Annotated in this window: 18 protein-coding genes; 6 read left to right on the top strand and 12 right to left on the bottom strand. The window is 61.2% G+C overall.

Annotated features, from left to right (window positions below; translation table 11 throughout):
- Positions 1-82: 82 nt before the first annotated feature.
- Positions 83-733 carry a pyridoxamine 5'-phosphate oxidase family protein gene (locus AC3QL2_RS11670; RefSeq protein WP_493235929.1) on the top strand — a complete coding sequence of 217 codons (651 nt, stop codon included), beginning with the start codon at positions 83-85 and terminating at the stop codon, positions 731-733.
- A gap of 9 nt (positions 734-742) precedes the next feature.
- Here the strand turns inward: AC3QL2_RS11670 and AC3QL2_RS11675 are convergent, their stop codons facing one another.
- Positions 743-1759 carry a zinc-dependent alcohol dehydrogenase family protein gene (locus AC3QL2_RS11675; protein WP_493235928.1) on the bottom strand — a complete coding sequence of 339 codons (1017 nt, stop codon included), beginning with the start codon at positions 1757-1759 and terminating at the stop codon, positions 743-745.
- 450 nt (positions 1760-2209) lie between these two features.
- On the opposite strand from AC3QL2_RS11675, the gene AC3QL2_RS11680 reads away from it, so the two are divergent.
- Positions 2210-2881 carry a sensor histidine kinase gene (locus tag AC3QL2_RS11680; protein ID WP_493235926.1) on the top strand — a complete coding sequence of 224 codons (672 nt, stop codon included), beginning with the start codon at positions 2210-2212 and terminating at the stop codon, positions 2879-2881.
- Positions 2882-2893: 12 nt separating this feature from the next.
- Positions 2894-4513 (top strand): response regulator, encoded by a 1620-nt coding sequence (locus AC3QL2_RS11685; RefSeq protein ID WP_493235924.1) that lies wholly within the window; start codon positions 2894-2896, stop codon positions 4511-4513.
- A gap of 47 nt (positions 4514-4560) precedes the next feature.
- Here AC3QL2_RS11685 and AC3QL2_RS11690 read toward each other — a convergent pair whose 3' ends face one another.
- From AC3QL2_RS11690 to AC3QL2_RS11705, 4 genes are all read right to left on the bottom strand, one after another.
- A complete protein-coding gene (locus tag AC3QL2_RS11690) occupies positions 4561-5103 on the bottom strand; it encodes a DUF2867 domain-containing protein (protein ID WP_493235922.1) in 543 nt (180 codons plus the stop codon).
- A 359-nt stretch (positions 5104-5462) separates the two neighbouring features.
- A complete protein-coding gene (locus AC3QL2_RS11695; protein ID WP_493235920.1) occupies positions 5463-6065 on the bottom strand; it encodes a class I SAM-dependent DNA methyltransferase in 603 nt (200 codons plus the stop codon).
- Positions 6066-6186: 121 nt separating this feature from the next.
- Positions 6187-6558 (bottom strand): hypothetical protein, encoded by a 372-nt coding sequence (locus AC3QL2_RS11700; protein ID WP_493235918.1) that lies wholly within the window; start codon positions 6556-6558, stop codon positions 6187-6189.
- Between the two features lie 8 nt (positions 6559-6566).
- On the bottom strand, positions 6567-7031 hold the full coding sequence (locus AC3QL2_RS11705) for a penicillin-insensitive murein endopeptidase (RefSeq protein WP_493235916.1): 465 nt from the start codon (positions 7029-7031) through the stop codon (positions 6567-6569).
- A gap of 597 nt (positions 7032-7628) precedes the next feature.
- Here AC3QL2_RS11705 and AC3QL2_RS11710 point away from each other — a divergent pair.
- The gene (locus AC3QL2_RS11710) at positions 7629-7907 is read left to right on the top strand and encodes a hypothetical protein (RefSeq protein ID WP_493235914.1); all 279 of its coding nucleotides are present in this window, start codon (positions 7629-7631) and stop codon (positions 7905-7907) included.
- Between the two features lie 77 nt (positions 7908-7984).
- Here AC3QL2_RS11710 and AC3QL2_RS11715 read toward each other — a convergent pair whose 3' ends face one another.
- From AC3QL2_RS11715 to AC3QL2_RS11745, 7 genes are all read right to left on the bottom strand, one after another.
- Complete coding sequence (locus tag AC3QL2_RS11715) at positions 7985-8254, bottom strand: SMI1/KNR4 family protein (RefSeq protein WP_493236693.1); 270 nt, start codon at positions 8252-8254, stop codon at positions 7985-7987.
- A complete protein-coding gene (locus tag AC3QL2_RS11720) occupies positions 8143-8514 on the bottom strand; it encodes an SMI1/KNR4 family protein (RefSeq protein WP_493235913.1) in 372 nt (123 codons plus the stop codon). The genes AC3QL2_RS11715 and AC3QL2_RS11720 overlap by 112 nt, the downstream gene beginning before the upstream one ends.
- 43 nt (positions 8515-8557) lie before the next feature.
- Positions 8558-9205 (bottom strand): DUF6928 family protein, encoded by a 648-nt coding sequence (locus tag AC3QL2_RS11725; protein ID WP_493235911.1) that lies wholly within the window; start codon positions 9203-9205, stop codon positions 8558-8560.
- A gap of 822 nt (positions 9206-10027) precedes the next feature.
- On the bottom strand, positions 10028-12058 hold the full coding sequence (locus AC3QL2_RS11730) for a tetratricopeptide repeat protein (RefSeq protein WP_493235909.1): 2031 nt from the start codon (positions 12056-12058) through the stop codon (positions 10028-10030).
- Positions 12059-12251: 193 nt separating this feature from the next.
- Complete coding sequence (locus AC3QL2_RS11735) at positions 12252-13997, bottom strand: arylsulfatase (protein ID WP_493235907.1); 1746 nt, start codon at positions 13995-13997, stop codon at positions 12252-12254.
- A gap of 22 nt (positions 13998-14019) precedes the next feature.
- The gene (locus AC3QL2_RS11740) at positions 14020-15843 is read right to left on the bottom strand and encodes a DUF1302 domain-containing protein (protein ID WP_493235905.1); all 1824 of its coding nucleotides are present in this window, start codon (positions 15841-15843) and stop codon (positions 14020-14022) included.
- Positions 15844-16163: 320 nt separating this feature from the next.
- Complete coding sequence (locus AC3QL2_RS11745) at positions 16164-17027, bottom strand: bile acid:sodium symporter family protein (protein WP_493235903.1); 864 nt, start codon at positions 17025-17027, stop codon at positions 16164-16166.
- A 74-nt stretch (positions 17028-17101) separates the two neighbouring features.
- Here AC3QL2_RS11745 and AC3QL2_RS11750 point away from each other — a divergent pair, with 74 nt between their 5' ends.
- Entirely contained in the window at positions 17102-17893 is a 792-nt protein-coding gene (locus tag AC3QL2_RS11750) for an IclR family transcriptional regulator domain-containing protein (protein WP_493235902.1), read from the top strand.
- 194 nt (positions 17894-18087) lie between these two features.
- The gene (locus AC3QL2_RS11755; RefSeq protein WP_493235900.1) at positions 18088-18927 is read left to right on the top strand and encodes an HDOD domain-containing protein; all 840 of its coding nucleotides are present in this window, start codon (positions 18088-18090) and stop codon (positions 18925-18927) included.
- Positions 18928-18930: the final 3 nt, after the last annotated feature.

Consider the following 18930-nt stretch of genomic DNA (forward strand, 5'->3'; position numbering starts at 1 on the left):
GCTCCATGAAGGGAGGTGGGCATGGTTCCATGGATGGTGCCATGCCGCGGCTATGCTGGCCGCACATTTCAAGGAGCCCAGCATGTCCCACGTTGCCCCCAGCCCACGTACCGAGATCCACCGCAAGGCCCAGCGCGCCCACTACGACCTTGCCACCGTGCGCGCCATCGTCGACCAGGCCCTGGTCTGCCACATCGCCTTCAACCAGGGCGGCAGCGTGCATTGCCTGCCTACCGCCTGCTGGCGGGACGGGGATTTCCTGTACGTCCACGGTGCCAACAACTCGCGTTTGGTCAACACCCTGCTCGACGGCGAATGCGCGGTCTGCATCACCCACCTGGACGGCCTGGTGCTGGCCCGCTCGGCCTTCCACCACTCGATGAACTACCGTTCGGTGGCGATCTATGGCCGCTTCGAGGCGGTGGATGAGGTGGACGCCAAGGAGGCTGCCTTCCGCGCCTTCGTCGAGCATGTCAGCCCGGGGCGGGCTGCGCAGGTGCGCCTGCCGTCCCGTGCCGAACTGGCCGGCACCCGCCTGCTGCGCCTGCCGCTGGCCGAAGCCGCCACCAAGATCCGCAACTGGGGCGTGGAAGATTCCGAGGAGGACATGGCGATCCCGGTGTGGGCCGGCGTGATCCCGCTCGCGCTGCGGGCGGGGGCGCCGCTGCCGGAAGTGGGCGGCGAGGCATACAGTCTGCCGGCCCATCCCGGTTTCATCGAACCATCAAACTGAGATCGATCCTCAGTCGCCGACGCGGATCACGATCTTGCCGAAGTGTCCGCCGTTCTCCATGTGCTTGAGGGCGGTGGGGGCTTCCTCGAACGGGAACTCCCGGTCGATCACCGGCTTGATGTCGTGGGTCGTGATGGCATCCAGCATATCGATGAACATCGCCCGGCTGCCCACGAAGATGCCCTGGATGCTCGACGCCTTCGGGATCAGCATCACCGGGCTGGCCGCGCCGGCCAGGCCGGTCAGCACGCCGATGTAGGCGATCCGGCCGCCGACGCCGACGCTCATCAGCGAGCGCTCCAGCGTGCCCGGACCGCCCACTTCCAGCACCACGTCCACGCCCGCGCCGCCAGTCAGGCGCAGCACTTCCTCATGCCATTCCGGGTGGGTCTTGTAGTTGATACCGTGGTCCGCGCCGAGGGCCTTGGCGCGCTCCAGCTTGGCGTCGTCACTGGAGGTGATGATCACCTTTGCGCCGGCCGCCTTGGCGAACTGTAGCGCGAAGATCGACACGCCGCCGGTGCCCAGCAGCAGCACCGTCTGGCCCGGCTTCAGGTCGCCCGCCTCGAAGAGGGAATTCCAGGCCGTGATGGCCGCGCAGGGCAGCGTGGCTGCTTCGGCATAGCTCAGGCTGTCGGGCAGCTTGATCAGGCCGCTCTCGTCGGTGATGAAACGCTCGGTGAAGGCCCCGGTGGATTCCGCGCCGCGCGCGTCGGACAGCGCCCGTGCGTCGGCTTTGCCGCTGTACCAGTGGGGGAAGAACAGCGTTGCGACCCGGTCGCCGACCGCCAGCCCCTTCACGTCCTTGCCGACCGCCACCACCTCGCCGGCCCCGTCGGAGCACGGCACCAGGCCATCGACGATGTTGGCGAAATAGGTATTGCGGGTGACCAGGATGTCGCGGAAGTTCAGCGACACGGCCTTGATGGCCACCGCCACCTCCGTGTCGCCCAGCGGGGCGGGCTCGAACTCGGCGATCTGCAGCGGCGAAACCGGATGGTTCGGGAAAACTTCGAAGCGTTTCATGGATGGTTTGTCTCTGTAGTTAGTTGGTATGGGGGCTTGCGCATCCATTCTGGCATGAATGCCAAGAGGACAATGTCCGACATGCCGATGCATCAGGATCTCATTGCACGGAGGCGTGATCTGACCTATTAGTCATAAAGATCCACGTTCGTTCATCGAAAGCTCCGTTGCCCCGGAGACGCTGGGTTGTTCAGTGTCGTTCAGGAGGGAGGAGGCTCCCTTTGTAGCGGCGATGAAGCGGAAAAACGCTGAACGAGACCTGTGGGCCCGATTTAGCTCGCGTCGAGCGTGAGGCTTTCCCTGCAGGAACAGATATAGAGGGGCCTGAGGTATTACGGCGCGGCGTAACATTCGCCCCTGACTTTTGCTCATCCAATGGAGCCTTGAAGCATGCCGGAACTACCCCCTCAGCGCGCGCGGTCCATCGCTGACGGGAGTCCTTTGTCCGTCATGGATATGAGTACCTTCCTCGTATCGTCGGCTCACGACATGAAGAATTCGGTCTGCATCATGACTGCGTATCTCGAGTCTGCACTGGCTGAGTTACCCGCCGACGCATCTTCCCGGGCCATGACCTGCCAGGCCCTCTACGAGGCGCAGCGCCTCAACCATCACCTGATCCAGCTGCTGGCCCTCTACAAGATCAATCACAACATGTACCCCTTCGATCCAGTGGACGTGGAACTGGACTCCTTCGAAAGGGAAGTTGTGGCCCGTGTCCTGCCGTTTGCGACCGCCAAGGGGATTGGCCTCGAGGTGATCTCGGAGCGGGTTGAACGTAGTTGGTATTTCGATTATGAGCTGATCGTCAGCCTCATCACCCAGTCGCTGCACAATGCGGTCAAGTACACCCGCAGTCGGGTTCTGCTGTCGCTCCAGGTCGTGGATGCACACCTCGAGATCCGTGTTCAAGACGACGGTGAAGGTTTTCCGGCGTTCATGCTGGAGTCGAGTGAGGAGGCTGCGTACGGCGTCAATTCCATGACCGGCAGTACCGGGCTGGGCCTTTATTTCGCCGCGAAGGTCGCACAGATGCACGGCAACCGTGCCCTGCGCGGCACTACCCGCCTTGAGAACGGTGGCCCCTTGGGCGGTGCTGTCTTCATCCTGAGCCTGCCCTAGAGAATCATCGCAATGGTAGTCGTAGACCCGAGCAGGGCTAATTTCGCGGACCGCTCCTTCCTTCTCGTCGAAGACTTCGAGGCCATGCGCGGGATTCTGCGCGAGTTGCTGCGACGCTGCGGTGCGCGCCACATCGAAGTTGCCGCCAATGGTGTCGAGGCCTTGAGCGTTCTGCGGCGGGGCAAGTGCGACGTGATCCTCTGCGACTACCACCTTGGCGCGGGCAAGAACGGCCAGCAGATCCTGGAGGAGGCCCGGCATGATGGCCTGGTGAGCGCCTCCACGATCTGGATCATGGTGACCGCCGAGAAGACCGCGGACATGGTCATGGGCGCCGTCGAGCATCAACCCGACGATTACCTGCTCAAGCCGGTGAGCGAGGCCACGCTGCAGAGCCGGCTGGCCAAGCTGATCGGGCGCAAGGCGGCCCTGGCCGGCATTGCCGCCGCGATGCGTGCCAAGGAATACCAAAAGGCCATCGAGCTATGCAAGGCGCGCCTGGAACAGGACCCGACCAGCTCCATGGAGATCCTGCGCATCCAGGCCGACCTCTATCTGAACCTCGGCCAGCCCGAAAAGGCCGGCAGCCTGTTCGACGCCGTCCTCGCGCGGCGGGATGTGCCCTGGGCGCGGGTCGGCATGGCAAAGCTGCATATCCACCGTGGCCACTTTTCCCGCGCCCGCGAAACCCTGGAGCAACTCGTCGGCGACTACCCGAATTATCTGGAAGCCTACGACGTGCTGGCGCACACCTACCAGCGCCAGGGGGCCTGGAGCGATGCGCAGCGGGTGTTGCACCACGCGGTGATGGTGTCGCCCAACTCATCCCAACGCCAGTCGGCCCTGGGGGAAAGCGCCCTGCACTGCGATGACCTCGATATCGCCGTATCGGCCTATCAGAAGGCCCTCAAGCTCGCCGCCAAGACCACCTACAAGACGCCCGAACCCTACCTCGGCCTGGCCCGGGTCTACACCGCCCAGAACAAGCCGGGCGAAGCCCTCAAGCTGCTGTCCCAACTGAGCATCGATATCGACAACGACGAAGCCCGGTTGCAGGGCAAGGCGGCCGAAGTCCGCGTGCATCATGTTGCGGGCAACACGCAACTTGCGGAAGCAGCGGCCCGTGACGTCGCCGCCCGCATCCAGAGTGGCACGCAAAACCTTTCGCCCGCCGCCACGCTGAATCTGGCGGAAACCTTCATGCTCATGGGCAATAAGGAAACGGCCAGCAAACTCCTGCAATTCGTCGTATTCAACAACCACGAAGACGAGGAACTGGCGTCCCGCGTCCTGGACGTTTTCGAAAAAGGCGGCATGGGTGACGAAGGCCGCGCACTGATCAAGACCACCCGCCAGCAGGCGACCGAATCCATGAACCAGGGCGTGCGCCTGGCCAGCCAGGGCAAGCTGAGCGAGGCCCTCGAATTCCTCAACGAAGCCAAGTCGCTGATGCCGCGCAACCCGCGCCTGCTCCTCAACCACGCCTATGTGGTCATCGCTCTGATGCAGAAGGGCGGCTGGCGGCACGACATGGACAACGACGCCCGCCGCTCCATCCTCACCGCCCGCCAGATCTCGCCGGGCGAGAAGCGCTGCGGCGAACTGCTGGCCAAGCTGGAAACCCTCCGCTAATAGCCGCTGCCTGTTGCCCTTGCGTTTTCCCGGCACAGCCTGCGCGGTCAGGCCGTGCGAGCGGTGCCGCCAATCGTGGCGAGCACCGCCGGGGCGATGACGCGGTGCATGGGCTTGACCGCCAGCATGTACAGACGCCCGAGCGCGTTCTTCACATGCACCACCGTCGTGATGGTGACGACGACTTCCCGCCCGCCGGGAAGGGCATGGCGATGGACGCTGAGCACGACATTGAGGTGCTTGTCGCGGTCGCCGATCAGCGCCTCATCGAAGCCGTTCTCAAAGACCGTAAAGATTCCGACGCGCTCCCCCGGCATGTAATCCACCCCGCGCCGGCCCCCCTCCAGGCCGGATAGTCCGCCGAGATCCTTCAAGCCGAAGAAGCGGACCACCCGGTTGCGTGCCGCCATGCAGGCATCGATCCAGCGCGGCGTACGCCGGGCCGCCGCGATGAAGTGATCGAGCGCCGAGCGGTCGACGTCGTGCGACGTGATGCTCCACGAATCGTAAAAGCTGGCACCGGCCAGGAAGCGCTGGATTCGGCTATGGGGGGGTACTTCGGTTTCAATGGGGCGGATGTTCGTGGGCATATGGGCAGCCGATGACTACAAAAGAACTTTCCCCACCTGCCCGCCAGGTTCGCTGCCCGGTATCGACGTACCAGGATTGAATTGCGGAAACCCGATCCGAGCGGCAGAGAGGAAAGTCATAATGGATATTATGACGGCGGGTAGGGAACTGGCAAAGAACGTCTTTGTGGCCTGGTGCCGATCAGAATCCTTGAGGCGAGCGTCGCTCCGGCCGCGACTCGTGACCACCGCGGGGGGGGCTCGCGAGGGGCTTTCGGATGGTCGGGACGGTTTTAGGGGGCCTCCGGTGAGTCGGATTTCGTATGCGGAGCGGCCCGACGGAGGGTGGGCAGGTAACAAGGACGCGGCAGAATGCCGGGTTATCGAAGCGCGGTGAGCAGAAACACCGGGAAATCGCCCTGGGGCTTATGCACCACGCTGGCCGAAAACGTTTGAATCATCCGGAACCCCGCTGCCGCCGCGGATTTCGCAAATTCATTGCGCTCAAAACCGAAATGATGAATGCCGGTGTCTTCCGTATGAAAGCTGCCGTCCTCCCGATCCAGGTCAGACAGGGCGATAAAGCCACCGTCCTTCAGCAGTGAGTGGAACTTCCGGAACATCGCGTCCGTGTTCCGGATGTGGTGCATGGTCATCGAGGAAATGATGCCGTCAAATGCGCCGCTGAGTTCGGACGTTTCGAGATCGATTTCCACAATCTCCACCGTGCAGCCCAAGTCGGCCTGCTTTGCCAGGAGTTGTGCGTTCATCGAACTGGAAACATCCACCGCGGTGATCTTCCCGACATACGGCGCGATCCGCTCCAGCAGCAGGCCGGTGCCCGAACCGAAATCCATGAGGTGCATGGACCGGCCGAGCGTGATGGCATTTCGGATGGCCCTTGCAATGTTCGCGACGTTGTCCACCCGGCTGGGGTTCCCGTCGTAACTGCCCGCCTTATGGGCGAAGTGGTCGAGGCTCATCGCGTGGGCTCCTTCTCTTGGTGTTGAGTTCCTTCAGCGTGCCAAGGCGGCTAATGGACACTGTTGATTACGACGATTGTGAGATGTCATGCTGTTCGGGGGTGATCGAGTATTGGCGATATCAACAAATGCTGCCGCCAATGCTCTTGCCGGACTTGAGATCAAAGCCAAAATAGCAGGCGTACTTGCCTTCGCTACTCTTCGTGCAGACGAGTTTCTCTTCGTCGCGGCTGCGCATGCGTAGCCTTGGTGCGTCCGTACATACGTCCCGCCGGTCGGGCCCGATGGCCTCGAACATTTCTCGTGCCGCGTGGCCTCTAATCTCGAATGCAATTTTCCGGTCGTCCTTTTTCGGGGCGATTGGGTCGCCCAGACTGTTGCCGTATGTGGTGTAACTGATATCGGCTGGTAGATAGCGGAATTGCCAGTCGACGGCAAGAGCGCTGAATGAGACCGAAGATACAAGAATGAAGGCAGCCACGTAGATTCTCATCTTCTCTCCTATGCAATCACTTCTATATGAAGGTGATCGTCGTGACCTGCCATGCGTTGTACTCGTGGAATCGTCAAATCATTGAAGCAAACACGCTTAATCATTCCTGTCTGCCATATCAGCTCAACCAGTTTGTTGGTTGCGAGTTTGTCATATTGAAGATCCGTATACCTGACGGGGGTCTGCCTGCCATCCTTTCGGATTGGACGAATATCGACTTCCAGTCCACTTCTATGGCTGCGGTGTGGAGGAAACTCCAAGCCATTAGCAAGGCTGATATTGCCTATGCCGATTTTTCGGCTGTCAATTGCCGCCCAACGGTTGTCGAGCAGGAATATGAACGAGAGCATTGTTGCATGAGCGTATTGTGCTGCGCCGCGACCCGGTGTGCCGTACACATAATAAGAAGCTCCCTCAGGAGCTTGGGGAAGTACAAAATAGCGTCTTGAGTCCTGTGCTGCCAATTCACTCATTTCAGCCGTCCTTGTTGTTTAGCGTGAGAAATTATTTTTTCGCATCTTCGGGATATGACATTCATTCGATGTTGGTTGGTTTCGAGAATCGACGCATCGAGATCAAGTTTTCGAAGAGCTGAGTTGATGATTTTTGGGTATACTATTGTATTGTCATAGTGATGGAAAGATGTTTTGGTGCGTTGCGTTCCTGCCGCATGAGAAGTGGGGTGTCTCCCTCATCCCTTGACGTCCCCCACACTGTTGCCCATACTCCCCGCGTCACTTAAACAATGGTGACCGGGCGTGGAAACCCGGAAATAACGAAGGCCGATGAGGCCGCGTTCGTCGCGGCTTTCTCATATCGGCAGCATGGTTGCGCCTGTTCAATGGCGGGCCGTGCGGGGCAGCCAGCAAGGCTGGCCGGTGCCTTCGTTCCGGTATTTCCACCCCCGCACGGTTCCGCCGCCCACCGTGGAAAGTGGGGGCGGAGATTCAACCGCAACGAAGGGGCAATTTCATGATGATTTCCGTTCCGGCACCCGACCGTCCGCGCACACCTGCTCACCGCACCGGCGGATCACGCCAACCGCATAACACCTCGCGGAGGGCTACCGCATGCGTACGTCCATGACCTTCCCCGCGCCCTCCCGCCCGGTCTATCTCCTTGCTGACGAAGCCGACGCGCTGGCCCTCACCGATCAACTCACCGCCAGACAGGCCCAATTGCAGGCGCTCCTCGCCATGACCCGCGGCAACGCCGGCGATGTTTTCCGGCGCATGGGTGCGGAATACCAGGAAAATTATTTGTGGGCGTGCTCGATGATTGCGGATGAGGCACGGGAGTTGGTGGAAGCGATTGAAGCGAGGAAGTACGAGGAGAGAAAGAGTCCATAAAGGAAAGACAACTGGCTGATTCTCAGTGAAAGAGGGCCGGGAATGATCCTCCGGCCCTATAAACCTCGCGCATCAAATCACTCGAAATCATCATGGGATGTCAGCCCGCTGATGAAGGCATCAAAGTTATCGGCAACGCGAGATACCGTGTAATCGGATTCCTGGTCCACATGGACTACACGAGGTTCGCCGTTGGGGCCACACGCTCGATAGTTAAGACATAGCATGTCATGCTCTACGGATGGACAGTCGGCAAAGTAGATGCTGATTGGTGGATATCCCCACTCAATGCACCAGAATTTACTGCCGAAGGAGCCAAGTAAAGAGCAGGGTTTGATGTGCCCGATTTAGTAGATGCCTGAAATTGCAATGTGATCTTCCGCCCACGATGTGCGCATGTGCATGCGATGGTTGGATCTTTTTTGGGAATGCCTCCGTTTTGGAGTCTGGCAAGAGTGATATAGGCCATGGGTAATTTATATCCGAGACTCATTTCGACAGCCGCCACCTTCTCGTCTGTCAAAGGATCGTCCACATACTGCTCTTGAGCGTAATCCGAGTTCTCCCAGAAATCGGAGAGGGGAAACTCATGAAACGGTTTGCTCATGGATCGCTGCGACCGATTTGGCGAAATGATGGGTTTGGCCTCGTCACCAGAATTTCCACCAGGAAGGCAGGGAGCGTTTGTAGCGGAGCAGTGGAATTGACCCTGGTTCAAGCAGCGAAGGATCCATGAAGCCTTCGAGTTGGTAGCCGAAGCGGTCCTTCAGAGCTTCCTCACCGAGGTCCAGGGGATGGAACGGAAACGGGTAAGTGCTCCCCTCTTCGTCGTCATCCGCATCCGGGTGCTCGCCAGACCAATAGGGTTCTTCGAAAGGTAAGCGCTGGCCGATGTCTTCAACGATTCCGTCATCCGGCGACAGGCTGAGAGCGCGCACGAGCTGTCCATCCGACCATACTGCGTAGGCAAACCAGTTGACCACGCTGTGCATTGCGTGGAGCGTGACAACTCCGTGACCACCGGCGGCAATGAAGTTATGCGGCAGCCTGGATGGGTAGTCGATGGCGAACTCTCTCGCCGCAACGATAGAGACGCCCTGGAAGCAGCCGATATGAACTTCGTTTTCGGGAGGGCAGGTATAGGAAAGATCGCCATCCCCGATTGGTTCAAGTCTTTCTCCAGGGAACAGGGCGCGCGCGAATTTCAGGCTGGCGTCCCGATCCAGCGAAGGTTTCGCTGCGAGGGCTTCGCGTGCATTGACGTCTGCAAGTACGAGCATCCAGGTCTTTGCGCCCATGAATCAGTTCCTGTCGATTGCCAGAATGTACTTTGGTAGCGGTGCATTGGATTGCGAACTTACCCCGTAGTGAAAGGGGGCACTGCCTAATAGCCAAGTGACTGGCACTTACGGCATCCAGCTTTCTCGTCAGTGACGAAAAATCTCATAAACAACTTCCTTGCCTTTCGAGCGAGCCCGGAGTGTGTTTCCAGTTATTGATACAAACTCCAATCCATCGTCTGGTTGAGTCGACTCGCCAATGAAGAGCTTTCCGTTCTTGATCTGCCATGAGAGCAATGGTGCAGCCCAGGGACCCCCTTTTGGACCTTCAGTAAGCGCTACATTTCCGTTTTCTCCGAAGTGGAATTGGGAATCCCTTGTTTCACTGACAAGGTTCCAGGTCGTACCGATCAACCAGTCGGGGGACCATCCCTTTATATTTGCAGGAAGTGGTTTTCGTTCGATGGCCAGGAATGCATCGGAAACTCCTGATGCGAGTAGCAGGAGCAGGCCAAGGAAGGAGCGTCGTGAGGGTTTAAGCATAGGTATCCTCGTCCGGCTGTTTGTCGTTTGGTGGTCACGCATTGAGTCAATGCGTTAAGCATGTATGACTTGGTCATCGTTCGTCAACGTCGCGTGTGCCGCCATCACTGTCGACTGTTTGCCGCGCAAAATGGATTCAGTCGCCTGCTGTCAGTCGTAAGACTGTCGGCACCACTTCGATCTTTATGGGTGCGACGTCAAGTGAGCGGGGTGTGTGCCCGTCCTTGGCGGTGGTGCTTGGGAATCAGGCCCAATCGATGGAGCGGATTGGCTTACTGGGGGTTTGCCTGCAGAGGGTCACGGCGCTCCCAGCTCCATCCACAGGCGCCGCAAGCGCTGATCATCCGGATGGGCGCGCATCAGTTCCGGAAGGGCGGTGCGGGCCGTTGCCGTCTGGCCGCTCTGTATCCAGAGCGATGCGAGTGCGTAGGCGACATCGGCGTTATCGGGAAACGCGGCGCGCAATGCCTGCAATTCCGTGCCGGCTTCGGTCCAGCGTGACAGACGAAGCAGCACCAACGCATGGCTGTAGCGGGCACGCGATGCCGCGGGATTGGCACGTATGGCGGCGGCAAACGCCTGCTCGGCCTCGGCAAATCGTCCTGCCTTCGACAGCAAGGAGCCCAGGGCGAGCTGCAATTCCGCCGGCTTGCGGGTGAGGGGAAGGCCTTCCCTCAGGGTCGTTTCTGCGTTGGTGGTGTCGCCGAGGGCGGCCTGCTGTCGCGCCAGTTCGAGCCGGGCAGCTTCGAATCGGCTGTCCATCCGCAAGGTGGACTGCAGATGGTCGATTGCGGTGTCGACGGCGCCTTGATCGCGGGCCAGCAACGCCAGGTTTAAGCGCGCGGACGGAAAGTCGGCCATGACCAACTGGGCCTGCTTGTATTCGTCGAGGGCTACCGCATAGGCCAGCGCGTGCCCGGCCGGGACGGATTGCCCCAGGGTGAGGAGGCTGCGCGCTGCGGCCATGCGTACGGCGCGTACCGGATCGTCCAGCAGGTCGATCAGCGCCTTCCTCGATCCACGGCCAGTCGCGACTGCGGCGGCGGCGTACGAGCGGACCAGCGGATCGGCATCGCGGAGGGCCGCTTCCGGAATCTCCGCGCCGAGGCTGCCGAGCAGATCGACGGCGGTGGCGCGGATGATGGTGGGGCGGGTTCCATCGGTCACGATGCGGGTCAATTCACCTGCCGTGGCCACATCGCCCTTGCGGGCGCGCAGGAAGGTTGCTGCGAAGTCGTACTGGACATCGGCAGGCAAGGGCCGGGCGGCGAGCATATTGGCGGCCCAGCGCTTGCCGCGCCCGGCATGGCATTGGTCGCAGGCGTTGGGAACGCCCAGTTCGTCGCTGAGCTCAGGGCGCGGAATCCTGATCGCGTGATCGCGGCGGGCATGGACGCCCATGTAGGTGCGCGTGGGCATGTGGCAGTCCACGCAGTCGCTGCCCGGCGTGCCGGGTTGATGCTGATGGTGGGAGGCGTCGTCGTAGCGTTTCAGCGCCAGCGTCGGGAAGCGCGGATTGCCGGCAGGGCTGTGGCACAGCGTGCAGGTGGCATTGCCTGCGCGCTTCAGTTTTCCGCTGTGGGGGTCGTGGCAGTCGGTGCAGCCGACGCCGGCGGCAAACATCCGAGATTGCTTGAAGGAGCCGGCCTCGAAGACTTCGCCCTGCTGCTGGCCGTCGGGAAAGTACAGGCCCTCGCGTAGGACCTCGGGCCGGAACTGGTCGAGCAAGGGGTGATCGGGTTGGTCCGCCTCGACCAGCCGGCTGCGGACGGTGTGGCAACGGGCGCACAGATCGACCTGCCTTTGCGCGCGCCCCTGCGTCGTCTGCAGGACGGGCATCGCCACCTTCTTGCCCCGGCGCGCCCCATCCACATGGGCTTGCCCGGGGCCGTGGCAGGCCTGGCAGCCGACCCCGAGCGCATCCCAGCGGGTCGTATAACGATCGGTGGCGCTGTCGTAGCCCTTGCGCAGGCCGGTGGTGTGGCACTCGGCGCACATGAGGTTCCAGTTACGGTAGCGGCCGCTCCAGTGCATCGCGTCGCCGGGCTGTGCGTCGGGTTCGGCAAGGCTGAACCAGCGCCGTTGCCTGACATCCCACGCGATGGTGAGGGTCTGCAGGCGCCCGCCCGGTGCGGCCACCAGGTACTGCTGCAGCGGGCTCACGCCGAGGGTGTAGAGGATGCGGTGCTTGCGGCGCTGGCCGTCCGCATCCCTGGCCCAGGCGTAAAAGGCATCGCCCTGCTGCGCCAGCCGCACGCTGTCGGCCCCATCGCCCACCGTGCCGGCCGAGAAATCACCCGCCACCGTGCGGCGGGTGGCGGCTTGCATGGCCGATGCATGGTGGGAGGTTTGCCAGGCGCGCGTTACGCCGACATGGCATTCACCGCAGACCCGCTCGTTCACGTAGCCAGAGGGCGTGCCCGCGGATGGCGCCGCTTCGCTGCTGAGTGCCACAAAGACGCTCAGCAGCAGGACTCGGAGCCATCGATGCAGGCAGATCACGGGCACGCCAGCCGGGAGCCTACTTCGTTGCTGCCGGCGCCTTGGGCTTCTGCGCAGCTTCCACCGCCAGATCCTCGTAGTAGCGGCCCGCATTGCTGTAGCCCGGCCGATTCGCCAGTCCTTCGATCTCCAGCGTGCCCGTTTCGGCGACGTACTGCTTCCACGCGGCCAGCAGTTCGTTCAGCTTGTCCGGCATCGCGGTGGCGAGATCATGGCTCTCGGTGCGGTCCTGGACGATGTTGTAGAGCTCCCAGTGACCGCTACCCCACGGCTGATTGGCATACACGATCTTCCAGTCCCCCTTGCGCAGCGCCTTGCGCCCGCCCAGTTCCCAGCCAATCGCTTCGTTGGCGTCATGCACGTTCGGCGCTTCCCCTTTCAGGTAGCTCAACAGGGATTTGCCACGCACCGGCAGGATGGACTTGCCGCGATACTGGGTACCCGGATGGTGCGTGCCGGCCAGTTCATAAATGGTCGGCGCAATATCCGACACATGGGTCAGCGCGCCACGCTCGCTGCCCTTGATCCCGACGCCGGGGCCCCAGGCGATGGCCGGCACCGAGATGCCGCCTTCGTAGGTAAAGGCCTTGTACATGCGCATCGGCGTCATGCCGACCTGTGCCCATCCGGGCCCATATTCGACAAAGGAACCGGGGCGTCCGGTGTTCTCGATGCTGTTGTCCATGTCCCGGTGCAGCCATTTCCGCGTTTCGCCCACGTCATAGACGGAATTGCCGTCCGCGCCGTTATCGGAAAGGAAGAACACGACCGTATTGTCCAGTTCCCCCTTCTTTTCGAGGTAGGCAAGCACGCGGCCGATCTGGCGGTCCATGTTGTCCACCATCGCAGCATAGACGGCCATCCGTTTGGCTTCCGCACGCTTTTCGGCCGGTGACAGGGAATCCCATTTCGGCCAACGGGAATTGCCCTCGAAGACCGGCGTATTCGGATCCAGCAAGCCCGCCTTCTTCAGGCGCTCCACGCGTTCGCGCCGGATCTGGTCATAGCCGCCCTTATAGCGATCGACGTATTTCTGGATATCGGCATCGGGGGCCTGCAGAGGCCAGTGCGGAGCGGTAAATGCGAGATAGGCAAAGAAAGGCTTTTTAGTGTCGTCGGTCTTGTCCAGGTATTCCATGACCTTGTTGGCAAAGACCTCGGAGGAATAGAAACCGTCCCGGGGAATATCGATGGACTTTCCGTTCTCCCGATAGAGCGCCTTGGGCGGCTTGTTCGCGTCGAGCGCGACGATGCCCGTCTGATCTCCGAAATGGCTGGCGCCGCCTTGCACCATCGCGTAGGACTGATCGAAACCGCGGGCTGCCGGGCTTTGATTCTCGGCGGTACCGAGATGCCACTTGCCGGCCATGACCGTGCGGTAGCCCGCGTCATGCAGGACCTGCGGAATGGCCAGGACACGCTCGTTCAGGTAGCCCTCGTAACCCGGCTTGCCCCGTTGTTCGGGCAACAGGAGTTCGGCCATGTCGCCGAAGCCCGCCAGGTGATTGTCGGTGCCGGACATCAGCATCGCGCGCGTCGGCGAACAGAAGGGCGACGCGTAGAAGCTGCTCATGCGCGCGCCGCCCTTGGCCAGGCGGTCGATATTGGGCGTCGAGATTTCCGATCCGTAGGCACCGACGTCCGTCAGCCCGAGATCGTCGGCGAGAATGAGCAGGATATTGGGACGCTGGGCGTTGGCGGCGAACGACGGGGATGCGAGCCCGACGGAAAGCAATGACAGCCCCAAAAGGCGGGTGAGCTTCATGAACTGTGTCTCCTTTTGATCGTTAGAAACTTGCACCGATGGACAGATTCACGAAATCGCGATCGCGCATCGGGTCATACGTGCCGCCCCATGCCGACTGTGCCGTCACATCCACCCAGTATTTCTTGTTCATGATGGCGCGCACCGACAGGTTCATGATCTTGCGGCCCTGGTTGAATACGCCTTCGTCGGACCAGCCCTTGACGTCCTGTCCGAATGAAAGCGTCGGCACCAGATCGGCGCCAAAAATGGCACCTGCGTAACGCGCACTTCCGCGCAAGCGATAGCCCCACATGGTGCTTGAGGCAAAGCCGTCGGTGCTGCACTGGGCCGAACCCTTTGTCGAGCCGCCCTGGCAGACGCCGCCAATAGGGCCGATTCCGAATACCGTGGCCCGGCCGTAACGCATTTCATTGACGTCGGGCAGCCCATCCACATGCCGGATGCCGACTTCGCCGTAAAGCGTGAATTCCTGTGCACCGATCACATTGTCGAAGGCACGCGTGGCAGCCAGCTGCAATTGGCTGACCTTGAAACGGTCGAAGCCGTGGAAAGGCTGTCCCAGCGGCGCATTCTGCGCAGCGGAACGCAGCGGTGTCGCCGCGCTGTAGCTGGCAAAGGCATTCAGGATGTCGGGGCCATTCAGGGAAACGGGCTGATTGGGGCGATAAGTCAATTCGCCCGAGATCTTTGTCTTGCCGATCTGGCTGTTGAAGCCCAGGCCAAAGACCCTGATATCTTCCGGATATTCCAGGAAATAGCTGACGTTCGAGCCGAGCGGATCGCCATTGATCAGCGGGTTGGTCGGGTTCGTGCTCTTGGTGACCCCGATCAGGCCCATGCGCGAGGCGTAATTGGCGTAGTGCAGGGAGACCTGGGTCTTGATCGGCTCCAGCGTGAAGCGATAAGCCAGGCCGTATTGGCCGTGGTCGCTGGCGTGGAGATTGCCGGGGCGGGTCAAATATTGGCCGATGCGGTCGCGTGATGCATCCGAACCCGGCCCGACATAGACCTTGTTGCATCCATCCGCCTGAAAGTCGGCAGGGCTGGCGAATGTGCCGCACAGGGGCAGCGCATTCTCGGCCCGTCCCAACTGGTAAAAGGCTTCCACGCTGCCCAGATCCGCCGATGCCGCCTTCAGCGCAATCATCGGGAAAGGACGGAAGATTTCGCCGGGCAAGGCGCCCGGCCTGGCCGCCGCCGCGAAATCCCGTGGCTGGAGGGCGGAAAGGCCGCCACCGAAGGCGAATCTCTCGCCCCATCCGCTCAATACCTGATTGCCGACGGACACGTCCGAGGCCACGGCGCCGAGCCGCATCCTGGCCTTCACATAGGCGTCGAGCAGGCTGATTCCCGAGGCCCGCGCCAGCGAACTTGCGCCACGCTGGCCCAGCGCTGCGCCCGCCGTGTATCCATTGATCGAATTGCCGTAGGGAACGCCGCCGTCGCTCAACTGGTAGTCGTACCAGGCTTTGGCCTTCAGGACCCCTTCGAACACGTCGCCCTTCAGGGACGATTCCAGAAGGACTTTCGCGACTGTGGAGGTCTGGTCGCCACGCTTGTAATTCAGGTTGCCGTCGTCGTTATTGCGTCCCGTGGCACCGCTGGGGTTTCCGCTGCGGCCGACGGTTGCGGCATTGTTGCCATTGAGGAGTTCGGCGCTGGGGGAAGAAGTCCTGAATTGCGTGCCCAGCGTTACGTCGGCCTTGAAACTGCCGGTTGCGCCGGCAAGCTCAAAATTCGTCGCCGCATAGGCATGGTTCAGCGCGAGTCCGCAGGGAATGGCCAGGCGAATGAAATCCGCCGGCCTGAGGGCGTGGCGCCCGCATGGCAGCTTGATCTTCAACTAATTGTCTCCTCGTTATTTTGTTTTTTGGCTGTATGGGTCGATCATCTGCCGCAGCGGAGATATCACCTTTCTGCGGTGAGATACCCCTCTGCCACGTGGAGACCTTGAAGCTATTTTTATTCAGCCTGTGTCACTGAAAAGTCCGGCACGGTCGGCTCGGCTTTTCGTGGGATTCAGTTTTTCAGTGATGTGTCGCTTGCACAATCGACAAGCGCATCCGTGTCACCAGGTGAAACCATGCACCGATGCACGCGGTTCTCGACTTGTGTGCGTCGGGGCTTTTTGCTACAGCCAGGTTACATGCGAGGAGGGGCCGGCTATTTCGCGGGGGTGAGCCGACGCCGATGGATGAGCGCCCAGGCGAGCGTCAGGAGGCCGATCGATTGCGCGTAAACGGCAATCATTGCGGCCAGTTCTGGGCGATGGATGATCTCTTCGGCCATGATCAGGGCCAGCGGTACGTTGTGCACGCTGGACTCGTTGGCGATCGCGAAGCGCGTCTCGGCGTCGAGGCGGCTGAAACGCGAAAACAGGTGAGCGCAGGCCAGCATGGCCAGACAAAGTGTCAGGGCCGCCGGGACCATCTGGCTGAAATGGGTGGAAAGTCCCCGGGCGTTTGCAACACAGACGATGATGAGGATGAGTGTCATCATGACCCCGGTACCGGCTCGTGCCCATTTGCTGATCCGCGCAACAGACCGGCCCGCAATACGCTGAATGGCGAAGCCGCTGACAATCGGCATCACGATGATGAAGGCGATATGGGCCAGCGTCTCTGCAACAGGCAAGCGGATAGCTGTGTTCTCTTCGGCCAGAAGCGCAAAACCTGCGCTGGCGATCAAGGGAACGGTGACCAGGCTGACGAGCGCATTGATCACCGTCAGCGACACGGATATGTCGATGCGCGCACCGGCAAAATGCACGATTGCGTTCGCGATTGGTCCACCGGGGGCGGCTACAATCAAAACGATGCCCAGCGCTATTTCGCTCTGATCACGAAACAGCAGGGCGACCGTAAATCCCACCAGGGGAACGACAAGATTCTGGGTTGCCAACCCAACCCATAGCGGCAAGGGATTTCTGAGAAGGGATCGCCAGGAGGCCAGCGGGAAATCCAGTCCGACGCAGAGCATCATCGTGACGACGCAGGCCACCAGAAGCGCTTGGAGATCGGCGTGCATGGGCGTGACTTCCTGAGGCCGGGTCGATCAATTTTCTGATTTAATCTCGAGATTTGTCAAACGGGCCGACGGTGATGAAGACCATCAACACGCTGGAACGCGGGCTGCTTGTACTTCAGGAACTGGATGAGCTGCGCGGGCAGTCTCTTGCCGAACTGCACGAGAAAACGGCCATTCCCAAGGCTACGCTGCTGCGTATCCTCGAAACCCTCCGGAAGAACCGCTTCATCTGGCGCGCGATGGGCGATGGATGTTATCGCCGCACGATCTCGATCGCGGCCCGCCGGCAACTGGATGAACGGACCTTGCAGATCGCCGAGATAGCCGCACCGTTTCTCGTCCAGTTGCAGAAGAAGGCTATCTGGCCATCCGATCTGACGGTCCCGCGGGAGGGCTACCTGGAACTGGTCGAAACCTCACGCCGCTACGTCGGGCTCGGTATCGCGGAATACGAGCTGGGCTATAAAGTCGACATGTTCCTGGCGGCCCCCAGCCGCGCCTATCTTGCCTTTTGCCGTGATGAACAACGCGAGGCCGCGATTGCCCGTGCGCGCGCCAACCCGCCTGCGAATCCCCGCAGTCGTCAGGTGCTGGAACGGGAACTGGACACGATGCTCGCCGAAACCCGCGCGCAGGGCTACGGCGCCCGTGATCCACTGTTCGGCGGATCGAACCTGGACAAGAGCTTGCATGACGACCAGCTCGACGCCATCGCAGTACCCATTTTCCATGGTGACGACGTAATCGCGTGTATCAGCCTGCTGTGGCCGCGCAAGTTCCAGCTCCGCGCAAAGCTGGTCCAGGCGCATCTTGCCGACCTCAAGGAGTCCGCTGCGGCAATCGGTGCGGTGCTTGCTGCCAGCTGAGTCTTTGCTCTACCTAACGCCAAAGCCGTTGCCGGGCGCGCGCCGCCGATGAGGCGGTGCAAGTCCAGCAAGGCGTGGCGGGTATGGTGGCGACAGGGGGCCGTGCAGCTGGAGGTCCTTCGATGTCGAGTTTTATTTTTTAAAAATGGTAAATTTGTTAAAATCACCATTTTCTTTCCGGGTTTCGCGTCGCCATGGAGTCTCCCGACCACGCCACGCTCGACCGTCTTTTGCGCGGTATCGACATTCCGCCCTGTCCCGCAGTCCTGCTCTCGCTGCAGCAGGAAATTGCCTCCCCGAACGGCTCGCTGGGGCGCATCGCGCAAATCGTGAGCACCGATGTGGCGCTGGCCGCTTCGGTGCTGAAGGTCGCCAATTCCCCCGCCCTGGGCCTGTCACGCCATGTCGGCAGCATCGCCCAGGCCGTGTCGATATTGGGGATGCGGGCGCTTTCCGCGTTGACGGCCGGGGTCATGCTGCGTGCCACGCTCTCTGGCGGCAGCAGCCTGCACCTTGAGCGTTTCTGGGATTCTGCCGCGCGCGTCGCAAGCTTGTGTGCGAACCTGAGCCGCGAATTCAAGGGCGTGCCGACCGAGATGGCTTATTCCTTCGGCCTGTTCCACGATTGCGGCATCGCGGTGCTGATGAAGCGCTTTCCCGGCTACACCGAGACCCTGGAGGCCGCCAACGCGGCCTACGATCAGAGCTTCACCAGCGTCGAAGAAGAACACCACGCGACCAACCACTCCGCGGTCGGCTACTTTCTGACGCGCACCTGGGGGCTGCCCGAGGCGATCAGCAAGGCCACGCTGCTGCATCACGACCTGTCGATTTTCGGTGACGATGCCGACCACACCGCCGCGCAAGCGCGCACCCTGGTGTCCTTCGCGACGCTCGCCGAGCACATTGCACACAGCCAGCGCTACCTGACCGATGACACCAACTGGAGCCGTGGCAAGTCCGTGGTGATGGCCCACCTCGGCATCTCTGAGCAGGATGTATGCGATCTCAATGAAAGCTACTCCGATCAGTGAGCG

It is taken from the genome of Zoogloea sp. GW822-FHT05C07 (genome assembly GCF_058800215.1).

What these genes read in the sequence shown, in the direction of transcription:
- AC3QL2_RS11670 (WP_493235929.1), top strand. Translation starts at nt 83, where the DNA reads ATGTCCCACGTTGCCCCCAGCCCACGTACCGAGATCCACCGCAAGGCC.
- AC3QL2_RS11675 (WP_493235928.1), bottom strand. Translation starts at nt 1,759, where the DNA reads ATGAAACGCTTCGAAGTTTTCCCGAACCATCCGGTTTCGCCGCTGCAG.
- AC3QL2_RS11680 (WP_493235926.1), top strand. Translation starts at nt 2,210, where the DNA reads ATGGATATGAGTACCTTCCTCGTATCGTCGGCTCACGACATGAAGAAT.
- AC3QL2_RS11685 (WP_493235924.1), top strand. Translation starts at nt 2,894, where the DNA reads ATGGTAGTCGTAGACCCGAGCAGGGCTAATTTCGCGGACCGCTCCTTC.
- AC3QL2_RS11690 (WP_493235922.1), bottom strand. Translation starts at nt 5,103, where the DNA reads ATGCCCACGAACATCCGCCCCATTGAAACCGAAGTACCCCCCCATAGC.
- AC3QL2_RS11695 (WP_493235920.1), bottom strand. Translation starts at nt 6,065, where the DNA reads ATGAGCCTCGACCACTTCGCCCATAAGGCGGGCAGTTACGACGGGAAC.
- AC3QL2_RS11700 (WP_493235918.1), bottom strand. Translation starts at nt 6,558, where the DNA reads ATGAGAATCTACGTGGCTGCCTTCATTCTTGTATCTTCGGTCTCATTC.
- AC3QL2_RS11705 (WP_493235916.1), bottom strand. Translation starts at nt 7,031, where the DNA reads ATGAGTGAATTGGCAGCACAGGACTCAAGACGCTATTTTGTACTTCCC.
- AC3QL2_RS11710 (WP_493235914.1), top strand. Translation starts at nt 7,629, where the DNA reads ATGCGTACGTCCATGACCTTCCCCGCGCCCTCCCGCCCGGTCTATCTC.
- AC3QL2_RS11720 (WP_493235913.1), bottom strand. Translation starts at nt 8,514, where the DNA reads ATGAGCAAACCGTTTCATGAGTTTCCCCTCTCCGATTTCTGGGAGAAC.
- AC3QL2_RS11725 (WP_493235911.1), bottom strand. Translation starts at nt 9,205, where the DNA reads ATGGGCGCAAAGACCTGGATGCTCGTACTTGCAGACGTCAATGCACGC.
- AC3QL2_RS11730 (WP_493235909.1), bottom strand. Translation starts at nt 12,058, where the DNA reads ATGCAAGCCGCCACCCGCCGCACGGTGGCGGGTGATTTCTCGGCCGGC.
- AC3QL2_RS11735 (WP_493235907.1), bottom strand. Translation starts at nt 13,997, where the DNA reads ATGAAGCTCACCCGCCTTTTGGGGCTGTCATTGCTTTCCGTCGGGCTC.
- AC3QL2_RS11745 (WP_493235903.1), bottom strand. Translation starts at nt 17,027, where the DNA reads ATGCACGCCGATCTCCAAGCGCTTCTGGTGGCCTGCGTCGTCACGATG.
- AC3QL2_RS11750 (WP_493235902.1), top strand. Translation starts at nt 17,102, where the DNA reads ATGAAGACCATCAACACGCTGGAACGCGGGCTGCTTGTACTTCAGGAA.
- AC3QL2_RS11755 (WP_493235900.1), top strand. Translation starts at nt 18,088, where the DNA reads ATGGAGTCTCCCGACCACGCCACGCTCGACCGTCTTTTGCGCGGTATC.